The 26,667-nt window shown below is 62.7% G+C and carries 22 protein-coding genes; 8 read left to right on the top strand and 14 right to left on the bottom strand.

Going from position 1 to position 26,667, the window contains the following annotated elements:
• Positions 1-16: 16 nt before the first annotated feature.
• The 4 genes from YH63_RS13325 to YH63_RS13340 all read right to left on the bottom strand — a co-directional run bounded on the left by YH63_RS13325 (position 17) and on the right by YH63_RS13340 (position 5,812).
• Positions 17-1,201 (bottom strand): CaiB/BaiF CoA transferase family protein, encoded by a 1,185-nt coding sequence (locus tag YH63_RS13325; RefSeq protein WP_046827183.1) that lies wholly within the window; start codon positions 1,199-1,201, stop codon positions 17-19.
• 17 nt (positions 1,202-1,218) lie between these two features.
• A complete protein-coding gene (locus YH63_RS13330) occupies positions 1,219-1,650 on the bottom strand; it encodes a GlcG/HbpS family heme-binding protein (RefSeq protein ID WP_046827182.1) in 432 nt (143 codons plus the stop codon).
• A 24-nt stretch (positions 1,651-1,674) separates the two neighbouring features.
• The gene (locus YH63_RS13335; protein ID WP_046827181.1) at positions 1,675-4,659 is read right to left on the bottom strand and encodes an FAD-binding and (Fe-S)-binding domain-containing protein; all 2,985 of its coding nucleotides are present in this window, start codon (positions 4,657-4,659) and stop codon (positions 1,675-1,677) included.
• 127 nt (positions 4,660-4,786) lie between these two features.
• Positions 4,787-5,812: a GntR family transcriptional regulator gene (locus YH63_RS13340; protein ID WP_433995095.1), complete on the bottom strand. Its 1,026-nt coding sequence runs from the start codon at positions 5,810-5,812 to the stop codon at positions 4,787-4,789.
• Between YH63_RS13340 and YH63_RS13345 the strand changes: the two genes are divergently transcribed.
• The 4 genes from YH63_RS13345 (at position 5,721) to YH63_RS13360 (ending at position 10,178) form a co-directional block, all read left to right on the top strand.
• Complete coding sequence (locus YH63_RS13345; RefSeq protein ID WP_046827180.1) at positions 5,721-6,932, top strand: pyridoxal-phosphate-dependent aminotransferase family protein; 1,212 nt, start codon at positions 5,721-5,723, stop codon at positions 6,930-6,932. The two genes, YH63_RS13340 and YH63_RS13345, sit on opposite strands and share 92 nt — an antisense overlap.
• Positions 6,933-7,038: 106 nt before the next feature.
• Positions 7,039-8,019, top strand: coding sequence for a Bug family tripartite tricarboxylate transporter substrate binding protein (locus YH63_RS13350; RefSeq protein ID WP_046827179.1), 981 nt, complete (start codon positions 7,039-7,041; stop codon positions 8,017-8,019).
• Positions 8,020-8,104: 85 nt separating this feature from the next.
• Entirely contained in the window at positions 8,105-8,644 is a 540-nt protein-coding gene (locus tag YH63_RS13355) for a tripartite tricarboxylate transporter TctB family protein (RefSeq protein WP_046827178.1), read from the top strand.
• Positions 8,645-8,666: 22 nt separating this feature from the next.
• Positions 8,667-10,178, top strand: a complete 1,512-nt coding sequence (locus tag YH63_RS13360; RefSeq protein ID WP_046827177.1) for a tripartite tricarboxylate transporter permease — start codon at positions 8,667-8,669, stop codon at positions 10,176-10,178.
• A gap of 99 nt (positions 10,179-10,277) precedes the next feature.
• On the opposite strand, the gene YH63_RS13370 is transcribed toward YH63_RS13360, so the two are convergent.
• Positions 10,278-10,643, bottom strand: coding sequence for a hypothetical protein (locus YH63_RS13370; protein ID WP_046827176.1), 366 nt, complete (start codon positions 10,641-10,643; stop codon positions 10,278-10,280).
• A 171-nt stretch (positions 10,644-10,814) separates the two neighbouring features.
• On the opposite strand from YH63_RS13370, the gene YH63_RS13375 reads away from it, so the two are divergent.
• Complete coding sequence (locus YH63_RS13375; RefSeq protein WP_046827175.1) at positions 10,815-12,218, top strand: amidase family protein; 1,404 nt, start codon at positions 10,815-10,817, stop codon at positions 12,216-12,218.
• Here the strand turns inward: YH63_RS13375 and YH63_RS13380 are convergent.
• The gene (locus YH63_RS13380; RefSeq protein WP_046827174.1) at positions 12,131-12,412 is read right to left on the bottom strand and encodes a hypothetical protein; all 282 of its coding nucleotides are present in this window, start codon (positions 12,410-12,412) and stop codon (positions 12,131-12,133) included. The genes YH63_RS13375 and YH63_RS13380 overlap by 88 nt on opposite strands.
• Before the next feature lie 252 nt (positions 12,413-12,664).
• Here YH63_RS13380 and YH63_RS13385 point away from each other — a divergent pair, with 252 nt between their 5' ends.
• Both YH63_RS13385 and YH63_RS13390 read left to right on the top strand, forming a co-directional pair.
• Entirely contained in the window at positions 12,665-13,948 is a 1,284-nt protein-coding gene (locus tag YH63_RS13385) for an MFS transporter (RefSeq protein ID WP_170978691.1), read from the top strand.
• A 96-nt stretch (positions 13,949-14,044) separates the two neighbouring features.
• Positions 14,045-15,502 (top strand): hypothetical protein, encoded by a 1,458-nt coding sequence (locus YH63_RS13390; protein ID WP_046827173.1) that lies wholly within the window; start codon positions 14,045-14,047, stop codon positions 15,500-15,502.
• 192 nt (positions 15,503-15,694) lie between these two features.
• Here the strand turns inward: YH63_RS13390 and YH63_RS13395 are convergent, their stop codons facing one another.
• The 8 genes from YH63_RS13395 to YH63_RS13430 form a co-directional block, all read right to left on the bottom strand.
• Positions 15,695-16,900 (bottom strand): CaiB/BaiF CoA transferase family protein, encoded by a 1,206-nt coding sequence (locus YH63_RS13395; protein ID WP_046827172.1) that lies wholly within the window; start codon positions 16,898-16,900, stop codon positions 15,695-15,697.
• A 149-nt stretch (positions 16,901-17,049) separates the two neighbouring features.
• The gene (locus YH63_RS13400) at positions 17,050-18,282 is read right to left on the bottom strand and encodes a phenylacetate--CoA ligase family protein (protein WP_046827171.1); all 1,233 of its coding nucleotides are present in this window, start codon (positions 18,280-18,282) and stop codon (positions 17,050-17,052) included.
• Positions 18,283-18,410: 128 nt separating this feature from the next.
• The gene (locus YH63_RS13405) at positions 18,411-19,250 is read right to left on the bottom strand and encodes an ABC transporter ATP-binding protein (protein ID WP_046827170.1); all 840 of its coding nucleotides are present in this window, start codon (positions 19,248-19,250) and stop codon (positions 18,411-18,413) included.
• Between the two features lie 153 nt (positions 19,251-19,403).
• Positions 19,404-20,684 (bottom strand): ABC transporter substrate-binding protein, encoded by a 1,281-nt coding sequence (locus tag YH63_RS13410; RefSeq protein ID WP_046827169.1) that lies wholly within the window; start codon positions 20,682-20,684, stop codon positions 19,404-19,406.
• 57 nt (positions 20,685-20,741) lie between these two features.
• Complete coding sequence (locus tag YH63_RS13415; protein WP_046827168.1) at positions 20,742-21,815, bottom strand: branched-chain amino acid ABC transporter permease; 1,074 nt, start codon at positions 21,813-21,815, stop codon at positions 20,742-20,744.
• A 2-nt stretch (positions 21,816-21,817) separates the two neighbouring features.
• Positions 21,818-22,711: a branched-chain amino acid ABC transporter permease gene (locus tag YH63_RS13420; protein ID WP_046827167.1), complete on the bottom strand. Its 894-nt coding sequence runs from the start codon at positions 22,709-22,711 to the stop codon at positions 21,818-21,820.
• Entirely contained in the window at positions 22,708-24,639 is a 1,932-nt protein-coding gene (locus tag YH63_RS13425; protein WP_046827166.1) for a long-chain fatty acid--CoA ligase, read from the bottom strand. The genes YH63_RS13420 and YH63_RS13425 overlap by 4 nt, the downstream gene beginning before the upstream one ends.
• A complete protein-coding gene (locus tag YH63_RS13430; protein WP_040425647.1) occupies positions 24,636-25,457 on the bottom strand; it encodes an ABC transporter ATP-binding protein in 822 nt (273 codons plus the stop codon). The genes YH63_RS13425 and YH63_RS13430 overlap by 4 nt, the downstream gene beginning before the upstream one ends.
• A 436-nt stretch (positions 25,458-25,893) precedes the next feature.
• On the opposite strand from YH63_RS13430, the gene YH63_RS13435 reads away from it, so the two are divergent.
• Positions 25,894-26,568: a Crp/Fnr family transcriptional regulator gene (locus YH63_RS13435; RefSeq protein WP_046827165.1), complete on the top strand. Its 675-nt coding sequence runs from the start codon at positions 25,894-25,896 to the stop codon at positions 26,566-26,568.
• Positions 26,569-26,667: the final 99 nt, after the last annotated feature.

The following is a 26,667-nucleotide window of genomic DNA, read 5'->3' on the forward strand; positions in this document are numbered from 1 at the left end:
CCGTGTTCCTTAAAATTCAGACGACCTTGCTTTGCTGAAGCGAGGCGATCTCCTGTTCATTGAAACCGAATTCCGTCAGCACCTCAAAGGTCTGTTCACCGACAAGGGGCGGGCGCGCGGCCATGCGACTCGGCGTGCGCGACAGCGTCACCGGCTGGCCGACGAGGTGCTTGCCCGCGTCGGGCAGTTGCTGCGCGATGCCGAGATGCTTGACCTGCGCGTCATCGAACACCTGATCGATGGAATAAATAGGGCCGCACGGCACGCCGGCGTCGTTGAGGATAGTAACCCATTCGCCGGTGCTGCGCTTCGCCATATATGTCCCGATGGCGGCGTTAAGTACGTCGCGGTTCTTCGAGCGCAGCGCGATCGTCGCGTAATCGGGATGTGTCAGCAGATCCGGCGCATCGATGGCCTGCGCAAAACGCTCCCAGATCCGCCCGCCGGTGGTGGCGATGTTGATGAAGCTGTCGCTGGTCTTGAACACGCCGGTCGGGATGCTGGTCGGGTGGTTGTTACCCGCCTGCTGCGGCACATCGCCATCGACCAGCCAGCGTGCCGCCTGGAAATCGAGCATGAAAATCTGCGCCTGCAACAGCGAGGTTTGTACCCATTGGCCTTCGCCGGAGACGTCGCGCTCCAGCAGCGCTGTCATGATGCCGAGCGCACAAAAGAGGCCTGCGGTCAGGTCAGCAACCGGAATTCCGGCGCGCACCGGGCCTTGTCCCGGCAATCCGGTGATCGACATCAGCCCGCCCATGCCTTGCGCGATCTGGTCGAAGCCGGGACGCTTGGAATAAGGGCCGTCCTGCCCGAAGCCGGAAATGCTGGCATAGACGAGGCGCGGATTGATCGCGCGCATGCTGGCGTAATCGATGCCGAGCTTGTCCTTCACGTCGGGACGGAAGTTTTCGACGATCACGTCGGCCTTCGCGGCGAGGCGCTTGAACACCTCAAGCCCTTTCGGGTCTTTCAGGTTCAGCGTCATCGCGCGCTTGTTGCGATGCAGGTTCTGGAAATCCGGGCCGTGGCGCGGACCGCCGGGCTGCTCGCTGTCGGCAAGGTCGGTCGGCGCTTCGATCTTGATGACGTTCGCGCCCCAGTCCGACAATTGGCGCACGGCGGTTGGCCCGGAGCGAATCCGGGTCAAATCCAGTACCGTGAAGCGCGAAAGGGCGGACGAGGCGCGCGGAAACGTCATCGAGTTCTCCGAAGAGATTATCCGGCGTTGCCGACGAGGCCAGCGGCGGCGATACCGGCGAGTGCTGCGGTTTCGTCGTTGTCGGAGGTGTCGCCGCTGATGCCGATGGCGCCGAGCAGGTTGCCGTCCTTGTCATTGATCAGGACGCCGCCAGGCACCGGCACCAACGCGCCGCGCGCCATGGTGTTGATGGCATCGACGAAATAGGGCTGTTCGTTGGCGCGCTTGAAAATCGCGCGCGATCCCATGCCCAGCGCGAGCGCGCCGTAGGCCTTGCCGTGGGCGACTTCGCCGCGCAGCAGGCTGGTGTTGTCTTCAGCGATGAACGTCTTGAGCGTGCCGCGTGCGTCGAGGATGGCGATGGCCATCGGCTTCAGCTTCATTTCCCGGCATTTCGCCAGCGCGGCGTCGGATATCTTGCGGGCAACGTCGAGGGTCAGGTCAGTCATCAAATACGTCCTTTGTGGGATAGCTTATGAAAGTGCAGGGGCTTTCGCCGCGCCATTGTCCAAGCTTATGGCAAGGACGCGGGCGACGTGCAATGCGCCACGGCCCGAACCGTCCCTGATTTGATGGCGGCAGGACGTGCCGTCGGCCACGATCAGCGCATCATCGGCCGCCTTGCGTACAGCGGGCAGCAGGGATGCCTCCGCCATGTCCATGGAGACGTCGTAGGTCTCGGCGCCATAGCCGAATGCACCGGCCATGCCGCAGCAGCTGGATTCGATCTTTTCGACCTTCAGGCCGGGCACCAGCCGCAGGATCTTCTCGACCGGCGCGAAGGCCCCGAACGACTTCTGGTGGCAGTGGCCGTGCACCAGCGCGTTCTTTTCAATGGCGCCGAGCGGCAGTTTCAACTGGCCAGTCTCTGCCTCGCGCACCAGAAATTCCTCGAACAGCAGCGCGTGGGCGCTGACCTTCTTCGCGGCATCGTCAGAACGCAGCGACAGCAGTTCGTCGCGCAGGGTCAGAAGGCAGCTCGGCTCAAGCCCAACGACGGGCACACCGCGTTCGGCGAACGGAATGAGCGTTTCGACGACGCGCTTGAGTTCGGCTTTTGCATTCTCGACAAGCCCCGCCGACAGGAACGTGCGTCCGCAACACAGCGCCCGGCCGCCATCCTTGGCGCGGGGCAGGTGGACGCGATAGCCGCCCTCAACGAGAACGCGCAGCGCCGCATCGAGATTTTCGCGCTCGTAAGCGCGGTTGAAGGTGTCGGCGAACAGCACAACCTCGCGGCCGCCTTCCGGTCCATAAGCTTCGTCCGCCGGCGCAAACACATCGCGCCGGAATTCTGGCAGCGCGCGCGCGGCGCTGATGCCGGCGACTTCCTCGAACAGCCAGCGCAGGATCTGGCTCCTGTTGCGCAGATTCGCCAGCCACGCGAAGCGGGACGCGAGTGACGCGTAGTGCGGGAGATAACCCACCATCCGGTCGCGCAGGGTGAGGCCATGCTTCGCCGCGCGTGCGGCCAGCACTTCGATTTTCATTTTCGCCATATCGACGCCGGTCGGGCATTCGTGGCGGCAGGCCTTGCAGGAGACGCACAGCTTCATCGTCTCCATCATGGAGTCCGACGAGAGCGCGTCAGGGCCGAGCTGTCCGGAGATCGCCAGCCGCAGTGTATTGGCGCGGCCGCGCGTGACGTCTTTCTCGTTGCGGGTTGCGCGATAGGACGGGCACATCACGCCGCCCTCCAGCTTGCGGCAAGCGCCGTTGTTGTTGCACATCTCGACCGCGCCCTGGAAACCGCCGGCCGCGCCGGGATAGGCCGACCAGTCCATGACGGTCTTGATGTTCTCGATTTTGTAGCCGGGCACATAGCGAAACAACGAGCGGTCATCCATCTTCGGCGGATGAACGATCTTGCCGGGATTGAGCGTGTTGTCGGGGTCGAAGCGCTCTTTCACCTCCTCGAAGGCGTGAACGATCTGCGGGCCGAACATCTGCGCGTGAAATTCCGAGCGCACGATGCCGTCGCCGTGTTCGCCGGAGTGCGAGCCTTTATATTCGCGCACCATCGCGAAGGCTTCCTCGGCGATGGCGCGCATCGCCTTGACGTCCTTGTCGAGCTTCAGGTTCAGTACGGGACGCACATGCAGGCAGCCTTCGGAAGCATGCGCGTACATGGTGCCGCGCGTGCTGTGTTTCTCGAACACCTTGTTCAGGCGTTCGGTGTAGTCGGCGAGGTGCGGCAGCGGCACCGCGCAATCCTCGACGAACGAGACCGGCTTGCCCTCCTGCTTCATCGACATCATGATGTTGAGGCCGGAGGTGCGGAAATCCGTGATCGCTGCCTGCAATGCAGGCTCGACCACATCGACCACGCCGCCCCATTTTCGCTTCGGCTGGTCCCAGCCAAAACCGAGATCGCCCATCAGGTCGCCGAGCTGTTTAAGTTTCGCAAGATTCGCGGCCTGATCCGCTTCTGCGAATTCCACGACCAGCAGCGCTTCCGGCTCGCCCTTCACCACGGCTTCAATGGTGGGCCTGAACATCGCGATGTCGCGGCCAAGCGCGACCATGGTGCTGTCGACCAACTCCACGGCAATAGGTTTCAGCTTTACCAAATGCTGGGTGGCGTCCATCGCCTGGTAGAAGCTGCCGAAATGGCAGACGCCGAACACCTTCGAGCCGATCAGTGGCCACAGCTTCAGCTCAATGCGCGTGGTGAAGGCGAGTGTGCCTTCGGAGCCGACCAGCAGGTGCGCCATGTTGTTGACGGGCTGCGGTGTCAGCGCGTCGAGATTGTAGCCGCCGACCCGACGCTGCACGTGCGGAAACCGCGTGGCGATCTCGGCGGCTTCGCGTTCGCCCAGCGCCAGCATGTCGCGGAACAGATCGCGGCCCGGCATCTCGGTGTTTTGCCACGCCATGTCGCGCGAGATTTCTCCAAAATGCAGAAGCGTGCCGTCGGCCAGCGCGGCGTCCATCGAAATGGTGTTGTCGCGCATGGTGCCGTAGCGCAGCGAGCGCCCGCCGCAGGAATTGTTGCCGGCCATACCGCCGATGGTGGCGCGCGACGCGGTCGACACATCGACCGGAAACCACAGCCCGTGCTTCTTCAGTTGCCGGTTGAGATCGTCGAGCACAATGCCAGGCTCGACCACGCAGGTGCGTTTTTCGACGTCGAGTGAAATGATCTTGTTCAGATATTTCGAGGCGTCGACCACGATGCCGTTGTTGACGGTCTGGCCGCATTGCGAGGTGCCGCCGCCGCGCGGCGTGACGATACGTCCGTCGTCGCGCGCGATCGCCATCGCACGCAGGGCGTCGTCCATGGTGCGGGGCACGACCACGCCGAACGGCTTGATCTGGTAGAACGAGGCATCGGTGGCGTAGCGCCCGAGATCGAACGGATTGAACAGCACGTCGCCGGAAATCGCGCGCGACAGCTTTGCTGCGAGGGCGCTGTCCTGCGCGATGGCGTTTCCGGTTGCGGCTTTCTGCTGAGCCATTTGTTCTTCCAGATGCTCTCAGTGTTCGCCGAGAATCGTCATTGTAAGCGAAGCAATCCAGCTTGGGACCAGGCAAGAAGTGGATTGCTTCGTCGCTCCGCTCCTCGCAATGACGAAGTAAAGACGCTCAGGTTGTTTCACGCAACGCCGACACATCGGCCGCCGGGCGGCCGCTCGGCTGATGTTCGCGCATATACTCGCACACGGCCTCGCATTTGCCGCGCATGTGGTCGAACATCAGCTTGCTGAGTTCTTCGCCGTTCCGGCGGCGCAGGGCATCGACCATCGCCTCATGCTCGCGCATGGCGTCGCTCAGCCGGTCGCGCCGCAACAGGTTGGCCGAATAGCGCAGCCGCCGCACCATGGCGTTAGCGGCCGCATAGCTTGAACTCAGGAACGGATTGGCCGCGGCGTCCACGATGGACTGATGAATCTTCTGGTTTAGCCGGAAATAGTCGGTCAGTTCCTGGCGGATATAGTGACTGTACATCTCCAGATGCATCCGCTCGATCCGGGCGATGTCCTCGTCCGAGATCCGTTCGCAGGCGACGCGGCCCGCCAGCGCATCGAGCCCGGCAATCAGTTCGAACAGATGCCGGATGTCCTGTTCGGAAAACTGGCGCACCCGCGCGCCGCGGTTGGGCAGCAGTTCGATCAGGCCTTCCGACGCCAGCACCTTGAGCGCCTCGCGCAGCGGCGTGCGCGACACGTCGAAACGTTCGCACAGTTCGCGCTCGGGAATGCGGCTGCCCGGCTCAAGGTGTCCCTCGACAATGAAGTCACGGATCTGCCCGAGCAGGTCGTCGTGCAGGGAAGCCGGGGAGGTCTCGACAACCTCGAGGGACTTGGCGCGCAAAAGATTATTCAAAATCCGAAGCCTCCGGAGGGTGTAATGCTGAAAATCGATCAGCAGGACACGCTTTGCGGCGATAAACTGATTGGTATCGGATTTTTTGGTTGTGAAAAAGGAAAATCTGAATACAATCCAGCCTAAGAAATTCTGCAGTGCACAATTATTTGCATGCAAAAGCGTTAACAGGATTTTTGGGGAGCGCCGATCGATGTCCAACGCCTCTGTCCACACCGGACGGCATTTCCTGCAGATTCCCGGGCCGACCAATGTCCCCGACCGCGTGCTGCGGGCGATGGACATGCCGACCATCGATCATCGCGGGCCGGAATTCGCGCAGCTTGGCCTCGATGTGATCGAGGGCTCCAAGAAAGTCTTCAAGACCAGCAACCCGGTCATCATCTATCCGTCCTCCGGCACCGGCGCGTGGGAAGCCGCCATCGTCAACACGCTGTCGCCCGGCGACAAGGTGCTGATGGTCGAGACCGGCCACTTCGCGACTCTGTGGCGCGCGCTGGCCGACAGGTTGAAGATCGACGTCGAGTTCGTGCCGGGCGACTGGCGCCACGGCGTCAATCCGGATGATATCGAACAGCGTCTGGCTAAGGACAAGCAGCACGCCATCAAGGCCGTGATGGTGGTGCACAACGAAACCTCGACTGGCGTGACCAGCCGCATTCACGAGGTCCGCAAGGCGATCGATCGCGCAAAACATCCGGCGCTGCTGATGGTCGACTCGATCTCGGGCCTCGGCTCGATCGAATACGATCACGACGGCTGGGGCGTGGACGTCACCGTGTCCTGCTCGCAGAAGGGGCTGATGCTGCCGCCGGGCCTCGGCTTCAATGCGGTGTCCGACAAGGCGCTCACCGCATCGAAGGCCAACAGTTCGTTGCGGTCCTATTGGGACTGGCACGAGATCATCGCCGCCAACAAGGGCGGTTCATGGTCCTACACGCCCGCGACGAACCTTCTCTACGGTCTGAAGGAAGCCGTCGCGATGCTGCTTGAAGAGGGCCTCGACAACGTGTTCGCCCGTCACAAGCGCTATTCCGCGGCGACGCGGGCAGCGGTGGAGACATGGGGGCTCGAAAATCTCTGCCTCGATCCGCGCGAATATTCGCCGATCCTGACCGCGGTGGTGATGCCCGAAGGGCACGACGCCGATCAGTTCCGCAAGGTGACGCTCGACAATTTCGACATGTCGCTGGGCTCGGGCCTGAGCAAGGTAAAGGGCAAGGTGTTCCGCATCGGCCATCTCGGCCATTTCAACGATCTGATGCTGATGGGCACGCTGGCCGGCGTCGAGATGGCGCTGGATCTCGCGAAAGTGCCGCATCGCAAGGGCGGCGTGATGGCGGCGATGGACGTCCTCACCGGGCGCGACGCGAAGTCCTCGCATGCAAAAACGGCGGTGGCGTAACGCCGCGCTGGCGGCGTCAATGATGAACTCCAAATCCGCAGCATAGCGGAAACACAAACAAGGTCCGGCGCAGCCGGGCTTCATGAACCACACAGGGAGAAACCGGATGAAGACTCTGATCAAGGCGACAAGTGTGCTTGCGCTGCTGGCGGCGACACCGGCAATGGCATGGGAGCCGGCCAAGCCGGTCGAGATCGTGGTCGCGGCCGGCGCCGGCGGCGCATCCGACCAGATGGCGCGCATGATGCAGGCCGCGATCCAGAAGAACAACCTGATGAAGCAGCCCGTCATCGTGTCGCTGAAGGGCGGTGCGTCCGGCGCGGAAGCGCTGATGTACATGAAGGGCAGCGACGGCGATCCCAACAAGGTGCTGATCGCGTATTCGCTGATCTACATGCTGCCGCTGTCGGCGAAGATTCCGTTCAACTGGCGCGATCTGACGCCGGTTTCCGTGATCGCAATGGATCAGTTCGTGCTGTGGGACAATGCTTCCGGTCCGAAGACCGTGAAGGACTTCATCGCAGCCGCGAAGGCCTCCAGTTCGCCGTTCAAGATGGGCGGCACCGGCTCGAAGCGCGAAGATCACGTTCTCACCGTCTTCATGGAAAAGAAGACCGGCGCGAAGTTCTCCTACCTGCCTTACAAGTCGGGCGGCGAGGCGGCGACCCAGCTCGTCGGCAACCACACCGAGTCCAACGTCAACAATCCGTCGGAAAATCTCGAAGTCTGGCGCGCCGGGCAGGTGCGAGCGCTGTGCGTGTTCGACAAGGAGCGCATCGCCTACAAGACCAAGGTCACCGAAACGCAGTCGTGGAACGACATTCCGACCTGCAAGGAAGAAGGCCTCGACATGCAGTACCTGATGCTGCGCGCGATGTTCCTTCCCGGCAAGGTGACGCCCGAGCAGACCGCATTCTATGACGATCTGTTCAAGAAGGTGACGCAGACCACGGAATACAAGGAATACATGGAGAAGCAGGCCTTGAAGCCGGTCTATCTGAACGGCAAGGACATGCTCAAATTCCTTGAAGAGGACGATGCCCTGAACAAGTCGCTCATGACCGAAGCAGGTTTCGTCGCAAAATAACCTCGGCAATCGAGGTCTGGCGCCGTCGTCCAAGCGGCGGCGCCGATTTTCAATTTCCCTCACAACAGCGCCGGCGGACTCCGACATGGCCCAAGACATCGAAATCGTCGTCGAAGACCCGACCGCGCCGGACGAGAATTCGCCGGCCGTCACCAACACGCGCACGGTCGAACTGGTCGTCATGGCGCTGCTGCTCGCGCTGGCGGTGTTGCTGGGCTTCGACAACTGGCGCACCGGCGCGTCATGGGATGCCACAGGCCCCGAGGCCGGCTATTTTCCGTTTTATCTCTCCGTGATCCTCGGCGGCGCGGCGCTCTACGGGCTCGTGACTGTCGCGATCAAGCGCACCGAAGGTTTGGAGACTTTCGTTACCCGTTCGCAGCTTCGCCGCGTGTTGCAGGTGTTCGTGCCGACGCTGATGTTCTGTCTGGCGATGCAATGGCTCGGTCTTTATGTCGCGAGCTTCCTGCTGATCTCGGGCTTCATGGCGATCATCGGCAAGATCGCGTGGTGGAAGTCGCTGCTCACCGCCTTCATCTTCGTCGCGATCATGTTCGGGACGTTCGATGTCGCCTTCGACGTCATCATGCCGAAGGGACCGCTCGAAGCGGCCTTCGGACGCTAGGCCGGGACCGGGGGATACGATCATGGAAGCACTCGGTCTGTTGTTTCACGGCTTCGCGGTTCTCTTCACCTGGAAAATTCTAGCGCTGATGATGGTCGGGCTGGTGCTCGGCATCTTCGTCGGTGTGCTGCCGGGGCTCGGCGGCCCCAATGGCGTCGCGATCCTGCTGCCGCTCACGTTCTCGATGGATCCGACATCGGCCATCGTGATGCTGTCGTGCATCTATTGGGGCGCGCTGTTCGGCGGCGCAATCACCTCGATCCTGTTCAACATTCCGGGCGAAGCATGGTCGGTCGCGACCACCTTCGACGGCTATCCAATGGCCCAGCAGGGTAAAGCCGCGGAAGCGCTGACCGCGGCGTTCACCTCGTCGTTCATCGGCTCGCTGGTCGCGGTGATGCTGATCACGTTTCTGGCGCCGAGCATCGCCGGCTTCGCGCTGAAGTTCGGGCCGCCTGAATTCTTCGCGGTGTATCTTCTGACATTCTGTTCGTTCGTCGGCCTGGGCCGCGAAGCCAAGCACAAGACCGTCATTTCCATGGCGCTCGGCCTGCTGCTCGCGGGCGTCGGCCTCGACACCGTGTCGGGCCAGTTGCGCATGACGTTCGGCTCCAACGACCTGCTGCGCGGCGTCAACTTCCTTGTCGCGGTGATCGGTCTGTTCGGCATCAGCGAAATCCTGCTGACCATGGAAGAGCGCCTTGCGCTGCGCGGTCATGCAGCGCGTATCAGCCTGCGGACAGTCTGGAGCGTCTGGAAGGATCTGCCGAAGTACTGGGCGACACTGGTCCGCTCGTCCGTCATCGGATGCTGGCTCGGCATCACGCCGGGCGGCGCCATTGCAGCCTCGTTCATGGGCTACAATCTCGCCAAGCGATTTTCCAAGGAAAAGGAATCGTTCGGCAAGGGCCGCATCGAAGGCGTGTTCGCACCCGAGACAGCCGCCCACGCATCGGGCACGGCGGCGCTGCTGCCGATGCTGGCGCTCGGCATTCCCGGCTCCGGCACCGCAGCGATCCTGCTCGGCGGCCTGATGGTGTGGGGTCTTAATCCCGGCCCGCTGCTGTTCGTGGAGCACAAGGATTTCGTCTGGGGCCTGATCGCCTCGATGTATCTCGGCAACGTCGTCGGCCTCGTGCTGGTGCTGACGACCGTGCCGATCTTTGCCTCGATCCTGCGCGTGCCGTTCGCCGCTATCGCGCCGATGATCGTGGTGTCGTGTGCGATCGGCGCCTACGCGATCCAGAATGCGATGTTCGACATCTGGCTGATGCTGCTGTTCGGCGTGGTCGGTTACGTCTTCAAGAAGATCGGCATTCCGCTGGCGCCGTTCACGCTGGCGCTGGTGCTCGGCAGCCGAGCCGAGGATGCGTTCCGCCTTGCCATGATCGGATCGGGCGGGGACGTGAAGGTGTTCTGGTCGAACGGTCTCGTCGGCTCGATCACGACGCTGGCGTTCGTGCTGCTGTTCTGGCCGCTGATCGACAAGGCGTTCGAAGGCATCGGACGCCTGCGGAAACCGGCGAACGCGTAGCGTAGTCGTCATTGCGAGGAGCGATAGCGACGAAGCAATTCAGCTTTTGCCTGCTTAGCTCTGGATTGCTTCGCTTCGCTCGCAATGACGATGATAGTATTACGCCTGCGCCGCGCTGATCACCTTGCACGCGCCTTCGGCGGCTTCCGTGTCGATGAAGGGGAATTTCGTCTTCTTGAACAGCTTGGTGGTCTTCGGCTTGACCTTCAGCGTCAGCTTCTGCTCGGTTTCGATCTTCCGGCCGCCGGTCTTCGACATGTAATCGCATTTCACGCGGATATCCTTGACCGCGAAATCATTGTCGTTGGTGACGGTGATGTCGGCGGTTCCGATATTGTTGGAGCCGGGCTTGCGCCACTTCTCGATCGAGATCTTGACCTTGTCGCCGGGCTCGGCGGCAGTGGCTGCGCCGGTCGCGCCGAGAAAGATCGCGGCGATGGCGGAAACGATGATCGTCGTCTTCATGGTCGTAATCCTGACTGTTCCAATGCGGCCTCGACCGCCGGAGCGGCGGCCATAAATCCAAAGTGGCCTTAAAATCCAAAAATGAACGTGCAGCCATTGAGCGCGAGCGTTTCACCGTTACTATAACGGCCGCGACATCGATGCGGCAACGGCTGTTGAACAGGAATTGCAATGAACGACATCTGGCGACTCTCGGCAGCCGATCTTGCGGCGCACATCCGCTCACGCAAGCTCTCGGCGAGGGAGGCCGCGCAGGCCGCCCTCGACCGATTGAATGCTGTCAATCCCGCGATCAATGCCGTGGTCGATCATCGGCCCGAAGACACGCTGGCACAGGCCGACGCAGTGGATGCCGCGCTTGCGAAGGGCGAAAACCCCGGCGCGCTCGCAGGTGTACCGATCACGATCAAGGTCAACATCGACCAAGCCGGATTCGCTACCACGAACGGCGTGAAGTTGCAGCGTGACCTGGTGGCGCAGACCAATAGTCCGGTGGTGGACAATCTGCGCAAGGCAGGCGCGGTGATTGTCGGGCGCACCAACGCACCGGCATTCTCGTACCGCTGGTTCACGACCAATTTGCTGCATGGCGACACGAAGAATCCGCGCGATCCATCGATCACGCCGGGCGGATCGTCAGGCGGGGCGGCGTCGGCGGTGACCGCCGGCATCGGCCACATCGCGCACGGCACCGACATCGCGGGCTCGATCCGGTATCCGGCCTATGCCTGCGGGGTTCACGGCCTTCGTCCTTCGCTCGGACGCATTCCCGCATTCAATGCCGCGCTCCCGGAGCGGCCCATCGGCCCCCAGATCACGGCGGTCTCCGGCCCGATTGCGCGCACCGTCGGCGACGTACGGCTGGCGCTTCATGCCATGGCGCAGCGCGATGTGCGCGATCCATGGTGGGTGCCGGCACCGCTTGAAGGGCCTGCGCGGCGCAAGCACGCTGCGATATGCTTGCGCCCCGGCGGCCTTGAGACGGTAAAGGAAGTCACCGACGCGGTCGTGGACGCCGGCAAGCGGCTGGAGCGGGCAGGCTGGAGCGTCGAGGAAATCACCGAGATTCCGCCGTTCGAAGAAGCGGCAGAGTTGCAGGTCAAGCTGTGGCTCGCGGACGGCTACGACGCGATGCTCGATGCCGCCGAGCGCGAAGGTGATCCCGGCGCGCTTGCGGTGCTGCGCGGTCACGAGAAGATGGCGCGCTCGATCGACCTCGCTGCATTCTCCAAAGCGCTGACGCGGCGCGCGACGCTGGTCCGCGCCTGGGAGACGTTCTTCGAAACCTATGCCGTGATCGTGATGCCGCCGTGCGGCGAACTGCCGTTCCCGTGGCAACTCGATTTGAAGGACGACGCGTCGTTCAGGCGTGTGTGGCGGGCGCAGATGCCGCAGATCGCACTGCCGTTCATCGGCATGCCGGGACTGACGGTTTCGACCGGGCTGGTCGGCCGCATTCCTGTCGGCGTTCAGATCGTCGCCGGACGTTACAGGGAAGATCTCTGCTTGCTGGCGGGCGAGGCGATCGAGGCGGGCGGCGTGCCCGCAAGCCCGATCGATCCGGTGCTGGCCTGAAGGCGGCGCTTGGCGCGGAATACGCTCTCGGTGTCGGCGAGAAGCTGCTGTGTGCGCCTCACCACGCTGCTTCCGGCCTTGAGGTCGCGGTTGGCGACGTGAAGCAGACGATGGCCTTCGACGACGAGTTCGCGAGCATGCTTCAGCTGCTCGTCGAACGAGACAACCGGTGTCTCCGCCTTGGCCGTCGTCATGATCCGGCTCCGTGTCCGCGCTAGTCCGACAGTCACCAACGCCGATGTTAACCAATCGTTCAGCGTGAGTCCTGCTGAACGGCCAAACTTTCCACCAAAACCTGATCCGCAACGTAATGCTTTGGCGGTATGGGGGAATCCGGCGTTGAACCTGACGCCGGCCGTGGCCGTCCAACCGGAAAGGCGGCAAACGCCGCCGCTTGCGAGGGCGGGCGTGCCGGTTATTCTCTCTGCACGCGGGGCGGGGTGGACATGAGCCAGACAAAGACAGCGGACCGGGGCGAACCGGCGGAAGCGTCTGCGCCGATGCCGGCGAGCAACGGCAAGGTCGGCGTCTATCTCGCGCTGCTGCAACTGTTCTTCACGCTGGGCTGGACGATCTATGTCGTCTACCTGCCGCAGCTCGCCGCCAAGGTCTGGCTTCCTCCCGGCGCCGTCATCGTCATTCTTCTGGTCGATCAGGCGATCTTCACCATCACCGATACGCTGATGGGCATCGCGGCCGATCGCATGACGCCGATCGTCGGGCGGCTCAGCCGCGTCGTGATCTGGCTGACGGTGGTGTCCTGCGCGGCGTTCATCGCGCTGCCGTTCGTCGCCGACCTCGGCCCGAACGCGAAGATCGCACTGATCGCGCTGACGATGACATGGGTCGTCACATCGTCGGCGTTGCGCGCGCCGCCGCTCGCCTTGCTCGGCAAGTTCGCGGCAAAACCGTCGATTCCGATGCTGTCGTGTCTGGTCATGTTCGGCTACGGCATCGCCGGTGCGGTCTCGCCGTATCTCGGCGTCGTGCTGCGCAATCACGATCCGCGCATTCCCTTTGTGGTCTCGACTGTGGTGCTGCTGCTCACCGCGCTGATGATGTCGTGGATCGAGCGCCAGTTGCGCGAAGGCAAGTTGAGCGTGCCGGAGCGCAAGCCACTTGCAGTGTCGAAATCATGGGGCACGCTGGCGCTGATCTTCATCGTCGCGGTATTGGTTCTTGCGCTTGGCTATCAGCTGCACTTCAGCGTCAACAGCGCGCAGTTGTTCCTGCGGTTCGCCAAGCAGCCCGATCTGCAATGGCTGATGCCGGTGTACTGGATCGGCTTCAACATCGCGATGTTTCCAGCGAGCTTCGTCACGCGGCGGCTCGGCGGATTGCTGGTGATCGGCTGCGCGGGACTGCTCGGCGCGGGCGCGGTGTTCGGGATGGAGAATGCCACCGGGCTGAACACCATGATCGCGATGCAGTTCCTGGCCGGCGCGGCGTGGGGCTGCATCCTGATGAGCGCGGTCGCGGCCGCCATCGCGGTCAGCGGCGGCGCGGAAGGCAAGGTGCTCGGCCTGATGTTCTCCGCGCTGGCGCTGGCGACATTCGCGCGCATCGCCGCCGTGGCAGGCGGCCTGACGAAGGACCCCGCCTATCAGGCCTTGCTGCAATGGACGCCGATCCTGTGCTGGGCGCTGGCCGGCGCGGCATTGCTGATGATCGCGGTCACGCGGCTTCGCAAATGGCGGGAGAGTGCAAATCCCGCCGATGCACCTGTCTAGTTAGCGTGTGCATTTATTCCCGCCGTCCGGCTCTCTCGCGGGTGCTCTCCAACCTTTGACTTGGCAAAGGACGAACGGCGTCGCAGAACGGATGTCATGCGAGTTCGCGTAATTCTTCAGGCGCTTTGCGTGATGCTTCCGATGGCTCTTGCCGCGACGGCGGGTCACGCGGCTGCGATGGAGCGCGGCGTTGCCATCACCGATCCCGCAATTCTGCAACGTCTTGACAATGCGGGACTGAGCCTCGGCAAGCTGCTCGGCGCGGACACCAATAGCTCCGGCGCGGAGCTGTTCGCGTTGCCGTCGATGGGGCCATTGCAAGCCGCGACGGATCGCGATTTCAACAGCTATGTCCTCGAACACAGGGACGATCTCGACAGGCTTCATCTGTTCGACCGCGACGCGCTCAATGCGCCGGGAACGCGTTTCGCCCTGACCGGCATCGTCAACCGGATGGACCGCGCCTATGTGTCGCCCGCCGAATGCGGCGAGATCCGGCTGATCTACCGGCCCATCGCCAACAGCGGCTCCACGAACAAGGATTCTCCGCCATCGCGGCTGCCGATGACGCTCAACCTCGTCATGAAGGCAAAACCTGCAAGTGCCAGCGCCGCAACGTGCGCCGAGCTGGCCCGGCGGTGGCTCGCATTGGCCGATCAACCGACGACAGAGCGCGCGGCGATGCTCATCGCCAGGGGCGGCGCGCTTGAATGGGTCACGCGCGATGCCATCGACCGGATCGAGATCGATGTGCAGATCGCGCGCGCGTCAGCGGACGTCAACGACTTCGAGGGCAGGGCGGACTACCTGATGAAGGTGTTTCGCTACGACGGGACGCGCTTCGCGGAGTCGCCGCTGGAAAACCAGATCGACGCCGCGCGAATTCGGGCAGATGCAAAACTTCTCGCGGATTTAAAGCGATGGCTGCTCGATCCGGCGCGGATTGCGGACCTTGATCGCGGGACGATCGTGGTGCCGGATCGGTTTCTTGCATCGAGCGCCATCAATGTGACGCCTGCGCATGATGACCTGAACAACAAAGCGCGCGAACTGTTCGCCGACGACGACATTGTAACCGCGCTGGCGAAGGCATCCGTCAATGCGCCGCTGGAAAACCTGCAGTCTCCGGCGGGGTTTGTACGCAGGCTGAATGACATGACATGCAGCGGATGCCACCAGACCCGCGCGATCGGTGGTTTTCATCTTCCGGGAATGGAACGGCCGGGATGGACGGCAGGTGCGGTGGTTGCGGCAGCATCGCCGCACTTCTTCGGCGATCAGGAGCGCCGCCGCGACATTCTGATCGCGTTCCGCGACGGCCGCGCGCCGGATTTTGCACGGGGATTTTCCGCCCGCCCGCAGGCGCGTCGCTCGACCGAACTGACGGGGACGACCTATGTGAACGGATGGGGCGCGTTGTGTTACGCCGCAGGTGGCGCGAACGCCGTGCCCGACAAGAGCTTCGCGTCATGGACCTGCGCGGAGGGGCTGACGTGTCAGGCATCCGGCGCGAAGGATTCCCGCGCCGGGTTCTGTTTTCCGAAGAGCAATTGAAGCGGGAATTCTTCCCTCTCCCCTTGTGGGAGAGGGTGCCCGAGCGTAGCGAGGGCGGGCGAGGGGGACGGTGTCACTGTGAAACCGCGCCCCCTCACCCGGCTCAGTTTCGCTTCGCTCAACTTCGCAACCCTCTTCCACAAGGGGAGAGGGAAGAAGGCATCCGATCTGCGCGCAGATTCGATTGCGCGTTTAAGCCACGATCCCCGCCGCCCGCATCTTAGCGATTTCCGCGGCACTGAAGCCCGCCGCCGCCAGTACCTCATCGCTGTTCTGGCCGACATGGGGCGCCATGCGCGGCTGAACTTTCTGCGCACCCTCGATGAAGATCGGCGTGTTGATGGTGCGCAGGTCGCTGTCTGCAAACTGCACGACGGCTTCAGTCTCGCGCATCTGCGGATCGTCCGGGACGTCGGCGGAGATGCCGACAACGCCGAAAATGAGTCCGTTGCCGTCGAGAGTCTTGCGCCAGTGGGCGAGCGGCTTGGTCGCGAACACCTCGTCGAGGATCGCGATCAGTGCCGGAGCGTTCTTGTGTCGGATCGGCTTGTTCTCGAAGCGAGGATCGGCCGCGAGCTCTTCGCGTCCGATCACTTTCACGAACACCGGCCACTGCTTGTCCTCGTTGAGCAGCGACAGGATGATCCAGCGGTCATCGCTGCACTTGTAGTGGCAGGTGACAGCATTCAGCGCGCGGTCGCGCGGCGGGCGCTTCTGGAAGGTCGCGCCGCAGAGGGCCGCCTGCGCGTAGATGCCGTTGGACCAGATGCCGTTGACCATCAGGTTCGACATCACCTGCGTACCCTTGCCGGTGCGCTCGCGCTGATAGAGCGCGGTGGCGATGCCTGCGAACATCGACATGGCACAGGGATGATCGCCCATGCCGGGCATCGAGCGGGCCGGTGTCGACTCGTCGGTTTCGCGCACCAGGTCCATCAGACCCGAGCGCGCCCACCATGCGTTGCTGTCGAAGCCCGGCTTGTCGGCCTCCGCGCCGATCTCGCCGTAGCCCGTGAACGATGCGTATACCAGCCGGTCGTTGAGCGGGGCGAGGTCCTTGTAGGTGACGCCGAGCTTCTTGCGGACCGGAGGCGGGAAATTGGTGATGAACACGTCGCAATCGGCGGCGAGCTTGCGCAGCACGGCCTGACCTTCGGGCTTGCTCAGGTCGAGCGCGAGGCTCTTCTTGTTGCGGCCTTCCAGCATCCACGCATAGTTGTGCGGGCTGATGGGGTATCCCGGCAAATTAGGCAGGTTGCGGACCGGATCGCCTGCACCCGGCGGTTCGATCTTGATGACGTCGGCCCCGAAATCGGACAGCGCCGTCGCCGCCGCGGGGGCCGCGATGAAACTGGCGCAGTCGATGACCTTGAGACCTTCGAAAATTCCCTGACCCATGTCGGCTGATTCCTCGTTTTTTGTTGTTTGAACAATAACTCTCGTCATGCCCGCGCTTGTCGCGGGCATCCACGTCTTTTCTAGTTTCCCAGACGTGGATGGCCGGGACAAGCCCGGCCATGACATCAGAGCATTGCTTGAGCCTGAGATCAGTCGTTTTTGCGCTCGTCCGAGATCGCCTTGCCGTCGTTTGGCAGCGAACCCGGTGCCACGAGGGTGACATTGCCCTGTAGCTTTGTCACGGCACGCAGGGTCGATGCAACCTCATCCCGGAGGGATTCGCCGCTTGACGGGCATTCCGCAGACAGGGTCATGACATCGACCTCCTTGTCGCGCGTGACGACAAGGCGCAGCCGCCCCAGTTCGGGGTGACGCTTGCCGATTTCGGCGATCTGCTCGGGTCGGACGAACATGCCCTTGACCTTGGTGGTCTGGTCGGCGCGGCCCATCCAGCCCTTGATGCGCATATTGGTCCGGCCGCAGGGGCTTTGCCCGGCCAGCACGGCGCTGAGATCGCCGAGCGCCAGGCGAACCCACGGATGATGCGGATCGAGCGTGGTGACGACGATTTCGCCGACGTCGCCGTCCGCCACCGGCTCACCGGTTCCCGGGCGCACGATTTCAACAATGATGTTCTCGTTGACCACCAGGCCTTCGCGCGCCGCAGTCTCGTAGGCGACGATGCCGAGGTCGGCGGTGCCGAAGTTCTGGTAGGCGTCGACGCCGCGCGCCTTCATTTCGTCCTGCAGCGACTTGGGGAATGCCGCGCCCGATACCAGCGCGCGTTTGATCGAGGAGATGTCGCGGCCGGTCTTGTCCGCCGTGTCGAGCAGGATCTTCAGAAAATCCGGCGTGCCGGAATAGCCGACGGGGCGATAGGTTTCGATCAGCTCAAACTGCTGTTCGGTGTTGCCGGGACCGCCGGGGATCACGGCGCAGCCGAGCGCGCGGGCGGAGCTATCGAAGATGAAGCCGCCGGGCGTCAGGTGATAGCTGAAGGTGTTGAGCATGATGTCGCCGGGGCGAAAACCTGCGGCGAACACTGCGCGCGCGCCGCGCCATGGATCGTCGGCGGCGACTTCCGGCTCGAAAATCGGGCCGGGCGAGGTGAACAGGCGGCCGAACGAACCGCTGGGCTGCGACACGAAGCCGCCGAACGGTGGCGCGGCCTTGTGCAGCGCGGGCAGTTCGGATTTGCGCAGCACCGGCAGTTTGGCGAGAGCGGCGCGGCTGGTGATGGAGGCGAGGTCGATGCCCTTGAAGCGCTCCGCATAGGCCGGTGCTTTCGCCGCCGCGCGCAGCACGCCGGGCAGCCGCGCGAACAGGTCGGCGTCGCGCTCGGATGGCGAGCGGGTTTCGAGAGCATCGTAGTGGTCGGTCATGGGTAGTCCATATGTTCGTCATTGCGAGGAGCGAAGCGACGAAGCAATCCAGTCTTGCGTCAATTCTCACCGCAAGCTTGTGTGGCCATGGCTGGATTGCTTCGCTGCGCTCGCAATGACGGATGTGGTTACAGCCAGCGCTTGCGGCGCTTGAAGCTCTTCAGGTTCTTGAAACTCTTGCGCTGGTCGCCCGCGCCGCCGAGATAGAATTCCTTGACGTCCTCGTTGTCGCGCAGTTCGGCGGCGGTGCCGTCAAGAACGACCTTGCCTTGCTCCATGATGTAACCATGGCTCGCGACGGAGAGCGCCGCGCGCGCATTCTGCTCCACCAGCAGGATGGTGACGCCGAGGTCGCGGTTGATCTGCTTGATGATACCGAACACTTCCTTGACCAGCAGCGGCGACAGACCCATCGACGGCTCGTCCATCAGGATCATCTTCGGGCGCGCCATCATCGCGCGGCCGATCGCCAGCATCTGCTGCTCGCCGCCGGAGAGGTAACCGGCAAGGCCGGTGCGTTCCTTGAGGCGCGGAAAATACTTGTAGACCATGTCGATGTCGTCATCGACGTTCTTGTCGCTGCGGGTGTAAGCGCCGAGCCGCAGGTTTTCCAGCGCGGTCATGTCCGCGATGATGCGGCGGCCTTCCATCACCTGAAAAATTCCACGGCGTACAATTTTGTCGGGATCGATGCCGTCGATGCGCTCACCGTCGAACACGATCTCGCCGCGGGTGACTTCGCCGTCCTCGGTCTTGAGCAGGCCGGAGATCGCCTTCAGCGTGGTCGACTTGCCCGCGCCGTTGGCGCCGAGCAGCGCCACGATCGCGCCCTTCGGCACGTCCATGCTCAGGCCGCGCAGCACGAGGATGACGTTGTCGTAAACGACCTCGATGTTGCGCACGGCCAGCAGCGGCGCGGCTGTTGCAGCGGGAGCAGGCTTTGCATTGGGTTCAGCGGCTGTTTGCACGTCGGTCGTCCTGGGTTTTCTAAACCTCTCCCCGTTTACGGGGAGAGGTCGAAGCCTGAGCGTAGCGAAGGGTTCGGGTGAGGGGCGATGTTCCGAACGAGACGTGCCCCTCACCCCAACCCTCTCCCCGCAAGCGGGGAGAGGGAGCAGAGCTTACCAGCCGAGCCATTCCTGCTTGCGCGGAAGATCGACGGTCTTCACCTTGTCGAGCTTGATCGCGCCGTTCTTGACGAGATCGCCAACGGACGCGTCGGTCGCGCCGGACACCTTCATGCGATAGATGTCGACCTTCAGCGTCGGGCGGTGATCCTTCTCGGTCCAGGTCGAAGGATTGCAGACGCCTTCCATGCCGGCCGGAACCCAATCCTTCTTCTGATAGAAGGCCTTGAGAACGTTCTCGCCGGTTGCGCCGCCGTTCTTGGCGGCCCATTCGACAGCTTCCTTCATGTACATCGCGGTGCAGACACCCGCGATGTAGTGAACCGGCCGATAGGTGGTGCCGGCGGCGTCGGACATCTTGGAGATCTCCTGCATGGTCTTCATGCCGGGAGCGTTGCCGCCCCAGGCCACTGCGGTGCGCAGCGGGAACACCACGCCGTCGGCGGCCGCGCCGGCGGCCTTCGCGGCGTTCTCGTCCATGCCCCAGACGTTGCCCATGAACTGGACATCGACGCCGGCGGCCTTACAGGCGTTCAGCACCGAGATGTTGGAGCCGGCGGTGTTGCCGAGATAAGCGTAGTTTGCGCCCGAGCTCTTCAGCGTCAGGCACTGCGCGCTGTAGTCGCCTGGCGTCAGGGCGAACACGATAGCCGGCAGAACCTCGAAGCCGAGTTCGGCAGCGAGCGTTTCTCCGGCGGCCTTCGGTGCGTTCGGATACGGATGGTTCGCACCCATGTGGACGTACTTCGGCTTACCGGACTTGCCCTTGGCCTTCCAGTCATCGGCGGCCCAGGTCAGCATGCCGCGCACCGCGTCCGAATAGCTCGGACCGTAGAACAGGTTGTAAGGCGCCGCCTTGCCCTTGCCGCCCGCGCCGGTCGGATCGGACAGTGCCGCCGAATACGACGCCGACATATCCGGGATCTTGTCCTGGGCAAGGAAGCCGGTGAGGGCTTCGGTATCCGCCGTTCCCCAGCCGATGATCGCGGCGACCTTGTCGGAGCCGGACCATTTCTTGTACTGCGCGATCGCGCGCGGCACCTGGTAGCCGTAATCCACGGTGTCGATCTTCACCGGCTTGCCGCCGATGCCGCCGTTCTTGTTGATCCAGGCGTAGGCGTCGGCGACGCCTTGTCCGTACGGTGTTCCGACGTCGGATGTCGCGCCGGAATAATCGGCGAGATGGCCGAGCGAAACCTGCGCCTGGGCTACGCCGGCGGTGCCGCCGAGCAGCAGGGCGAGTGACGCTGTACTCAATAATTTCGTCATGGTCATAAGCGTAATCCTCCGGTTTCCTCTCGAGGTCTTCTTATTGTCTGTCCCGTTCCGACCTCAATGCGAGAACGGGTAGAGTTTCCAGTAAGCCTTGATTTGCCGCCACCGGTGAGCAAGCCCGTCCGGCTCGAAGATCAAAAAGATGATGATGATGACGCCGATGGCCATCTCCCGCAAGAATGCGATGTTATTCTTGAGGCCAAGGAACTGATCGATCGTGCTGCCGCTGAGCGCGGCGCTGAGCCATTCCATCGATTCCGGCAGCAGCACCATGAAGGCGGTGCCGAGCAATGTCCCCATGATCGAGCCGATGCCGCCGATGATAATCATGGCGAGGAAGATGATCGAGCGGTCGATGCCGAAACCTTCGTTGGAAACGACCTGATTGTAATGGGCGTAGAGCGCGCCGCCGACGCCGGCGAAGAATGCCGCCAATCCGAATGAAAGCGTTCGGTACTTGGTAAGGTTGATGCCCATGATCTCGGCGGAGAGATAGTGATCGCGCACCGCCACCAGCGCGCGGCCGTCGCGCGTCCGCATCAGGTTGGTGACCAGCAGATAACAGACGATGACGTAGGCCAGCACGACGTAGAAATACTGGCGGTCGCCGCGCAGCACCTGGCCGAAAATCGAGAACGGCTCGGCATGTGCCGGAACGCTGCCGCCGGTGAACCATTCGGCGCGCGAGAAGAAGTCGAGCAGGATGAATTGCGCCGCCAGCGTCGCGATGGCGAGATAGAGGCCTTTCAGCCGCGCCGCGGGGAGGCCGAAGATCAGGCCGACAAGTGCTGTGACGAGACCCGAGAGCGGAATGGCGAAGAACACCGGGACATGGAGCTTGGTCGAGACATAGGCCGAAGTGAACGCGCCGAAGCCGAAAAAGGCCGCATGGCCGATCGAGATCTGTCCGGTGAAGCCGACCACGATGTTGAGGCCGAGCGCAGCGATGCCGAAGATGCCGATCTGGATCAGCAGGCTCAGCGCATATTCGTTCAGCACATAGGGTGCGAAACAGATCAGCACGATGCCCACGATCATCGCGTTGCGGCTGGTCGTGGTCGGAAACACCGTAGTATCCGCCGCGTAGGTGGTGCGGTAGTCGCCTGCGGGAAGGAGGGTATGGCCTGCCATGATCAGATCCGCTCGATGTCTTTGGTGCCGAACAGGCCGTAAGGCTTGATCATGAGGATGATGATGAGCGCGTAGAACGGCGCGATCTCGAACAGGTTGCCCCAGTGGAGATATTCGCTGTCGACAAAGTGCGCGACGTTCTCAAGCAGCCCGATGATGATGCCGCCGACCACCGCGCCGCCGACGCTGTCGAGACCGCCGAGGATTGCCGCCGGAAATACCTTGATGCCGTAGGCCGACAGACCGGCCGAGACGCCGTTGACCACGGCGACGACGACACCGGCGACGGCCGACACGGTCGCCGAAATCGCCCATGCCATCGCGAACACGCTTTTCACCGAAATGCCGAGCGACTGCGCGACCTGCTGGTTGAACGCGGTGGCGCGCATGGCGAGGCCATACTTCGACACCTTGAAGAACCATGCCATGCCCGCCATCATCGCCACCGACACCGCGAGGCTGAGGATGTAGACGGTCTGCACCTGCATCCCGAGGATGTTGACGAGCTGGGTGTTGAAGATCTTCGGGAACGGCTGAAGGTTGACGCCGAACATCCATTTCATCAGCGCCGAAAATACCGTGGACAGCGCGATGGTCACCATGATGACGGAAATGATCGGCTCGCCGATCATCGGGCGCAGGATGATGAGCTGGATCAGGATGCCGAAGATGAACATGAAGACGAGCGTGATCGGCATGCCGATCCAGAACGGCACCTGATACTTGGTCAGCAGAAACCAGCAGACCCACGCGCCGATCAGCAGCAACTCGCCCTGCGCGAAGTTCACCACCTGCGTGGCTTTGTAGATCAGCACGAAGGACATCGCGACGACGCCGTAAAGCGTGCCGACCACGAGGCCGTTGATGAGAAGTTGAACGAGAAGCTGGGTGTTCACTCGGCGGCCTCCGCCGTCTTGTGTGACGTTCCGAGGTCGATGACCGGCAGGGTGCAGCGGATGCGCTGCGTGGTGCCGTCCTGGAAACGGATCACGGTGTCGATATCGATGTCCGGCTTGCCGCCGTAGATCGCATTAATGATGTCGGCGTACTTGTCGTTGATCACGGTGCGGCGGACCTTGCGGGTGCGGGTCAGTTCGCCGTCGTCCGCATCGAGCTCCTTGTAGAGCAGCAGGAACTTGGAGATGCGCTGCGCCGGCGGCAGCGTGGCGTTGACCGCCTCGACTTCCTTGCGCAACAGCTCGTAGGTTTCCGGGCGCGAGGACAGGTCGGTATAGGTCGTGAAGGAGATCCGGTTTTTTTCGGCCCATTTCGAGACGATGGAGAAGCGGATACAGAGCATGGCGGCGAGGTAATCGCGCCCGTCGCCCAGCACCACGGCTTCGGCGACGTAGGGCGAGAACTTCAGCTTGTTCTCGATGTACTGCGGCGAGAAGCGGTCGCCGCGCGAGGTCTGCGCCATGTCCTTGATGCGGTCGATGACCACAAGCTGCTTCGCCTTGTTGAAGTAGCCGGCATCGCCGGAATGCATCCAGCCGTCGCGGACTTCTGCAGCGGTGGCGGCTTCATTCTTGTAGTAACCCGAGAACATGTTGGGATGGCGCACCACGATCTCGCCGACGCCGTTGACGTCGGGATCGCGGATTTCGATCTCGATGGTATTGCCCATGGCAACGCCGGTGGTGTCGGGATCGACGGCCTCAGGCTGATGCAGGGTGAACGCGCCCAGCGTTTCGGTCTGGCCGTAGAGCGTGCGCAGCGGCACGCCCATGGCGCGGAAGAACTTGAAGGTGTCGGGACCAAGTGCAGCGCCGCCGGTCGCTGCCGACCGCAGCCGGGTGAACCCGAGACGGTCACGCAGCGCGCGGAACACCAGCGTTTCCGCCACCATCGACGTTTTGCCTGCATCGAGCGCCGACAGCCCGGCCTTCATGCCGGTTTCATACAGGCTCTGCTTCATCGCGGAGGCGTCCATCACGCGTGCGCGCACGTCGGCGGCGATGGCTTCCCAGATGCGCGGCGCGAACAGAACGAACGTCGGCGCGATCTCGCGGAAGTCGTTCATCATGGTGTCGGCCTGCTCGACGAAGTTCACCTTCATCCGGGAGAGCAAGCCTTTTCCGAGCGCGTAGACCTGCTCCATGATCCAGGGCAGGGGCAGCACCGAGACGTATTCGTCGTCCGGGCCTTTGGGGTCGAAGGAGAGATACGTCGCGCAATGGCGCAGCACACTGCCGGCGGTCAGCATCGCCAGCTTCGGGTTCGAAGTGGTACCGGACGTGGTGCAGAGGATGGCGACATCCTCGGTATTGGTGGCATCGACCAGTTGATCGTAGAGCTGCGGCTCGCGCGCGGCGCGCTCGCGGCCCATCTCCGCGAGCTTGGCGGCATCGATCAGCCGGGGATCGCTGTATTTGCGCATGCCGCGCGGATCGGAATAGACGATGTGCTTGAGATGCGGGGCGCGGTCGCCAAGTTCAAGCAGCTTGTCGACCTGTTCTTCGTCCTCGGCGAACACGATCTTGGTTTCGCCGTAGGTCAAAAGATACAAAACTTCCTCGGGCAGCGACTCGCGATACATGCCGAGCGACATACCGCCGATGGCGTGGGCCGCGATTTCCGCCGCCACCCAGTCCGGACGGTTGTCGCCGATGATGCCGATCACATCGCCGCGCTTGATGCTGAGTTCGACCATGCCCAGCGTGAAATCGCGCACGCGGGTGTGGTAGTCGTTCCACGAGAAAACGCGCCAGAGACCGAAGTCCTTTTCGCGCAGCGCGATGGCGTTGCCGTGCTCTTTGGCGTTGAGCCGCAGCATCTTGGGATAGGTGTCGGCCTGTGCGACCCGGCCTGCATAATCCATCATGCTGTGGCCTCCGCGACGGGATTGGTGTCATCGAGAGCGTCGAGCACTTCGTCTTCTTCGCCGAGATAGGCCTTGCGGACGTGCGGATCGTCCAGCACATCGGCGGGCAGGCCTTCGGCGATCTTGCGGCCGAAATCCAGCACGGTGACGCGGTGCGAGATGTCCATCACCACGCCCATGTCGTGTTCGATCATCATCACCGTCATCCCGTATTCTTCGTTGAGATCGACGATGTAGCGCGCCATGTCTTCCTTCTCCTCGAAGTTCATACCGGCCATCGGCTCGTCGAGAAGAATGAGTTTCGGCTCAAGAGCCATGGCGCGCGCGAGTTCAACGCGCTTGCGCAGGCCGTAGGAGAGGGTGCCCGCGGTCGCCTTGCGCACCGATTGCAGGTCGAGGAAGTCGATGATCTCTTCCACCTTGCGGCGGTGTTCGAGTTCCTCGCGCCGCGCGCCGGTCAGCCAGTACAGCGAGCCGGTGATGAAGTTGTTTTTCAAGAGGTGATGCCGGCCGACCATGATGTTGTCGAGCACGGTCATGTGGTGGAACAGCGCGAGATTCTGGAACGTGCGGCCGATGCCGAGCGCCGCGCGTGCATTCGGCTTGAGGCCGGTGATGTCGCGGTCCTGATAGAAAAGCTGTCCCTCAGTCGGGGTGTAACGGCCGGAGACACAGTTGACGATCGAGGTCTTGCCGGCGCCGTTGGGGCCGATGATCGAAAACAGTTCGCCTTCCTTGACGCCGAAGCTCACGTCGGTCAGGGCGCGTACGCCGCCGAACCGCAGTGAGACCCCCCGCACCTCCAATGCGTAAGCCACTCAAATCCTCCCAGATACGGCGCTTGGCGCGCTCTTTATCTATGGTTCGATGCCATGGTCCCGATCCTATACCGGGGGGCCGTGGCAAGCCATTCTACTATGGATGTTTTGCGCCGCAGGACGCATTTGCCGTCGTCGTCCTTACGGCAAACCGCGACACTGAAATGTCTTGTGCCTGACAATTCGTTGGGCAATTTCGGTGCGCGCGCGGTATACCAAAGGACATTTTACCGCGTCGCAGCATCCAGTGGTCCGATTCTAACATTCGCATCCCGTTCCAGCAGGCAATTTTGCGAATGTTAGAATCAAAGGACCACTGGCAATTATAGGTTTCTAGTGGAGTTTTGGATTTGACCTTCGCGTTGCGAACCTGTGGCCGGGGAGTCGCGAAGGTCAAATCTACTCCACTAGTGACGTGAGGGGCGGTTAAGACAGCATGGTTTCTGCGGAATATCTCAAGCGCATTGCGGTCTGGTCGCGCGGCCTGAACGAGCGGGAAATCGAAGTCGCTCGCGCCGGCGTGATCGAGAAATCGTTCGGCGCGAACGAATTCATCTGCATGCGCGGCGATCATTTCGAATACTGGATGGGCGTGGTCACCGGGCTGGTGCGGATCGGCACCGGCTCGCGCGACGGCAAGGCCGTCAGCTTTACCGGCATGACCAACGGCGCGTGGTTCGGCGAGGGAACCGTGCTCAAGAACGAAGCCAGACGATATGACGCAGTCGCCTTGCGGGAAACGCGCCTGGCGCTGATGGATCGCGCCACCTTCTTCTGGCTGTTCGAGAACAGCGTCGCGTTCAACCGCTTCCTGGTGGGACTGCTGAACGAGCGGCTCGGCCAGTTCATGGGGCTGGTCGAGTACGGCCGGATGCTGGACGCCAAGGCGCGCCTCGCGCGCTCAATCGCCTCGCTGTTCAATCCGATCCTGTATCCGGATCATACGCGCCATCTGGACATTACGCAGGAGGAGCTTGGCGCGATCTCCGGCATCTCCCGCCAGAACGCCAACCAGTGCCTCAAGACGCTGGAGAAGGAAGGCCTGCTGCGCCTCGAATACGGCGGCGTGACGGTGATCGATCTGGAGAAACTGCGCGGGTACGGGGAATAGGCGTGCGTCGCTCCCTCGCCCCGCTCTTGCGGGGAGAGGGTTGGGGTGAGGGGCCAATCCCTTGCGACGAGTCGATGAAAGTCGCCCCTCACCCGGAGA

It is taken from the genome of Afipia massiliensis (assembly GCF_001006325.2).
Classification (GTDB): domain Bacteria; phylum Pseudomonadota; class Alphaproteobacteria; order Rhizobiales; family Xanthobacteraceae; genus Afipia; species Afipia massiliensis_A.

Excerpts from the sequence above, each read along its gene's own strand:
- YH63_RS13325 (WP_046827183.1), bottom strand. The coding sequence starts at position 1,201 with ATGACGTTTCCGCGCGCCTCGTCCGCCCTTTCGCGCTTCACGGTACTG.
- YH63_RS13330 (WP_046827182.1), bottom strand. The coding sequence starts at position 1,650 with ATGACTGACCTGACCCTCGACGTTGCCCGCAAGATATCCGACGCCGCG.
- YH63_RS13335 (WP_046827181.1), bottom strand. The coding sequence starts at position 4,659 with ATGGCTCAGCAGAAAGCCGCAACCGGAAACGCCATCGCGCAGGACAGC.
- YH63_RS13345 (WP_046827180.1), top strand. The coding sequence starts at position 5,721 with ATGTCCAACGCCTCTGTCCACACCGGACGGCATTTCCTGCAGATTCCC.
- YH63_RS13340 (WP_433995095.1), bottom strand. The coding sequence starts at position 5,812 with ATGTCCATCGCCCGCAGCACGCGGTCGGGGACATTGGTCGGCCCGGGA.
- YH63_RS13350 (WP_046827179.1), top strand. The coding sequence starts at position 7,039 with ATGAAGACTCTGATCAAGGCGACAAGTGTGCTTGCGCTGCTGGCGGCG.
- YH63_RS13355 (WP_046827178.1), top strand. The coding sequence starts at position 8,105 with ATGGCCCAAGACATCGAAATCGTCGTCGAAGACCCGACCGCGCCGGAC.
- YH63_RS13360 (WP_046827177.1), top strand. The coding sequence starts at position 8,667 with ATGGAAGCACTCGGTCTGTTGTTTCACGGCTTCGCGGTTCTCTTCACC.
- YH63_RS13370 (WP_046827176.1), bottom strand. The coding sequence starts at position 10,643 with ATGAAGACGACGATCATCGTTTCCGCCATCGCCGCGATCTTTCTCGGC.
- YH63_RS13375 (WP_046827175.1), top strand. The coding sequence starts at position 10,815 with ATGAACGACATCTGGCGACTCTCGGCAGCCGATCTTGCGGCGCACATC.
- YH63_RS13380 (WP_046827174.1), bottom strand. The coding sequence starts at position 12,412 with ATGACGACGGCCAAGGCGGAGACACCGGTTGTCTCGTTCGACGAGCAG.
- YH63_RS13385 (WP_170978691.1), top strand. The coding sequence starts at position 12,665 with ATGAGCCAGACAAAGACAGCGGACCGGGGCGAACCGGCGGAAGCGTCT.
- YH63_RS13390 (WP_046827173.1), top strand. The coding sequence starts at position 14,045 with ATGCGAGTTCGCGTAATTCTTCAGGCGCTTTGCGTGATGCTTCCGATG.
- YH63_RS13395 (WP_046827172.1), bottom strand. The coding sequence starts at position 16,900 with ATGGGTCAGGGAATTTTCGAAGGTCTCAAGGTCATCGACTGCGCCAGT.
- YH63_RS13400 (WP_046827171.1), bottom strand. The coding sequence starts at position 18,282 with ATGACCGACCACTACGATGCTCTCGAAACCCGCTCGCCATCCGAGCGC.
- YH63_RS13410 (WP_046827169.1), bottom strand. The coding sequence starts at position 20,684 with ATGACCATGACGAAATTATTGAGTACAGCGTCACTCGCCCTGCTGCTC.
- YH63_RS13415 (WP_046827168.1), bottom strand. The coding sequence starts at position 21,815 with ATGGCAGGCCATACCCTCCTTCCCGCAGGCGACTACCGCACCACCTAC.
- YH63_RS13425 (WP_046827166.1), bottom strand. The coding sequence starts at position 24,639 with ATGATGGATTATGCAGGCCGGGTCGCACAGGCCGACACCTATCCCAAG.
- YH63_RS13435 (WP_046827165.1), top strand. The coding sequence starts at position 25,894 with ATGGTTTCTGCGGAATATCTCAAGCGCATTGCGGTCTGGTCGCGCGGC.